The 3,446-nt window shown below is 65.3% G+C and carries 1 pseudogene; it reads left to right on the top strand.

The window, feature by feature from the left end:
- Positions 1–3,446 (top strand): annotated as a pseudogene (locus tag JCM25156_RS23795) (glucoamylase family protein); the annotation flags it as partial.

Raw genomic sequence — 3,446 nt, 5'->3', positions numbered from 1 at the left:
CGCCGCGCGCTCACGGCCCTCGCGCACCGACATCCGCGTGCTGCGCATGACGGCCCGCCGCACATGGCGCTTTTTTGAAACCTTCACCACCCAGGCGGACCACATGCTGCCGCCCGACAATTTTCAGGAAGATCCCTCCCCGGTGCTGGCGCGCCGCACGTCGCCCACCAATATCGGCCTCTACCTGCTATGCACCGCCAGCGCGCATGATTTTGGCTGGACCGGCCTGGCCGATACGGTGGCCCGGCTGGAAGCCACCTTCGCCACGCTGGAAACCATGCCCCGTTACCGGGGGCATTTCTACAACTGGTACGCAACCGACGATCTCAGCCCGCTCGATCCGGTCTATGTTTCCAGCGTGGACAGCGGCAATCTGGCGGGGCACCTGATCGCGCTGGCCAGCACCTGCCAGAAATGGCGCGATAACGCCCCGCAGGCCGATACATGGCGTGAAGGCATCACCGACGCGCTGAACATCGCCATGACCGACCTGACATTTCACAATGGCGCGCGCCTGACCAATACGGTGCCCGAACGGCAGCTGCTGCGGCTGCTGACGGGACTGAAAAACGCCGTCCTGTCCACGCGCGACGGGTCGGAAGCGCAACTGGCCAGCCTGCACCGCCACGCGACCATGGCGGCGGAACATGCCGGACAGATGCACCCCACCCCACCCGGGGGCAACAGCGACGGCATTGCCGACCGGCTGTTCTGGGTATCGGCCCCCCTGCGCACGCTGGAAAGCCATCTGCGCGACCTTGATGGCGATCTGTACGCGACCCTGCCCGCCCGCCTTGATACGCTGGCGCGCCGGGCGCGGGAAATGGCGCAGGAAATGGATTTCCGTTTCCTGTGCAATACATCACGCAAGCTGCTGTCCATCGGTTATCTGGTGGCGGAGGATGCGCAGGACTCCAACTGCTATGACCTGCTGGCCTCCGAAGCGCGTCTGGCCGTGTTCTTTGCCATAGCCAAGGGCGACATGCCCGCGCATGACTGGTTCCGGCTGGGGCGTTCGATCACACCCGTAAAAAATGGCGCGGCGCTCGTCTCATGGTCAGGTCGATGTTCGAGTACCTCATGCCCTCGCTCGTCATGCGCGCGCCGATGGGCAGCCTGCTGCAACAGACCAACGCCCTGATCGTGCAGCGCCAGATCGCCTACGGGCAGGCGCGCGGCATTCCGTGGGGCATTTCGGAATCCGCCTATAATGTGCGTGATCTCGATTATACCTATCAGTATTCCAATTTCGGGGTGCCGGGGCTGGGCTCAAGCGTGGACTGGGGCTGGATACGGTGGTGGCCCCCTACGCCACCATGCTGGCCGCCATGGTCGACCCGCAAAAGGCGGTGGCCAACCTGTACGCGCTGGACAGAACCGGCGCGCTTGGCCGCTACGGGCTTTACGAATCCCTCGATTACACGCCTGACCGCGTTCCGGACCACGGCACCGTCGCGATCGTGCGGGCTATATGGCGCATCACCAGGCATGTCCATCCTGGCCGTGGCGGATGCCATCATGAACGGGATCATGCGCACCCGCTTTCATGCCGATCCGGTCATCGCCTCGGCCGAGCTGCTGTTGCAGGAGCGCGCGCCCCGCACCGGCGCCGTCGCCCGCCCGCTTCCATCCGAAGGGGATACCCAGCCCGTCATGCGCGCCCTGCCCACACCGGCGGGGCGTTATCTGGAACGCGCGGATACGGCGGAACCGGTCACGCACCTGCTCTCCAACGGGCGTTACACGGTCATGCTGACGGCGGCGGGTTCGGGCTACAGCCGATGGAACGGGCTGGCCATCACGCGCTGGCGCGAGGACGCCACATGCGATGACTACGGATCCTATATTTACCTGAAAAACCGCAGGACGGGACAGGTCTGGTCCGCCGGGGCGCAGCCAGACGGCAGCCCGCCCGATGAATACGCCGTCGCCTTTCACGAAGACCGCGCCGAGTTTGGCCGCCGCGACGGGTCACTGACCACGACGCTGGATGTTCTCGTCTCGGCGGAGGATGACGCCGAAGTCCGCCAGCTTTCGCTGTACAACAGCGGGAGCGAGGTCATGGATATCGAGATCACGTCCTATGCCGAACTGGCCCTGCTGGCGCAGAATGCGGATCTGGCGCATCCGGCCTTTACCAAGCTGTTCGTCCAGACCGAGTATATGCCCGCCTTTCGCGCCCTGATCGCGACCCGCCGCCGCCGCACCCCCGATGAAGCGGAAATCTGGGTGGCCCATCTGGCGGTATGTGATGGCGAAATCGAGATCGAGACCGACCGCGCCAGCTTTATCGGCCGCAGGCAGACCGTTCACCACCCCGCCGCCATGGCGGGCATGACTGGCCTTTCGGGCCGTACTGGCACCGTGCTTGATCCCGTCTTTTCCATTCGGGTTTCCACCGCCATCCGCCCCGGCGCACGGGCGCGCATCGCATTCTGGACCATGGCCGCCCCCAGCCGCACGCTGCTGCTGGACATGATCGACAGGCACAAGGACCATACCGCCTTCGAGCGCGTGCGCACGCTGGCATGGACACAGGCGCAGGTCCAGTTGCGCCATCTGGACATTCCCGCCGCCATGGCGGATCTGTTCCAGCGCCTGGCGGGGCATATCGTGTTTGCCGGTCCCGCCCTGCGCGCGGGGTCCACCGCCATCGCCAGGGGGGCGGGCGCGCAGCCCCTGCTGTGGGAACAGAGCATTTCGGGCGACCTGCCCATTCTGGTCCTGCGCATACGCGAAACGGCCGATACCGGCATCGTGCGCCTGCTGCTGCTGGCGCATGAATATTTCCGGCTCAAGCAACTGCCGGTGGATTTCGTCATCCTGAACGAACATCCCTCGTCCTACCTGCAGGAACTGCAGGTCACGCTCGACCATATGGTGCATGCCGTCCCACGCGGGGCCGCGGGCAATGCGGGTTCCGTGCGCGTGCTGCGCGCCGACCTGCTGACCCCGGCGGTGCGTAACCTGATCCTGTCCATCGCCCGTGTCGTTCTGGTGGCCGAGCACGGGCTGGCGGAACAGCTTGACCATGCGCAGGCACCCGTCACGCGCACTTTCCTGCCCACGCTGGGGCCAGGCCATGCAGCCGCCTCGGCCTTTTCCGTGCCGCCGGTGCCGGAGCTCGAATTCTTCAACGGCCATGGGGGCTTTGCCGAAAATGGGCAGGAATACGTGGTTGTCCTCGGCCCCGGGCAGAATACGCCCGCGCCATGGATCAATGTCATCACCAACGCGACGTTCGGCTTTCAGGTCTCGGCGGAGGGCAGCGGCTATACATGGTCCGTCAACAGCCGAGAACACCAGATCACGCCATGGTCGAATGACCCGATCACGGACCATGTGGGCGAAATCTTCTATTTCCACGATGAAACCACCGGCGCCCTGTGGTGCCCCACCGCGGCGGTGCGTCGCGACCGCGCCGCGACCTATGTGGCGCGCCGATG

The organism is Komagataeibacter kakiaceti JCM 25156 (assembly GCF_000613305.1).
This window is presented reverse-complemented; position numbering and strand designations above follow the sequence as displayed.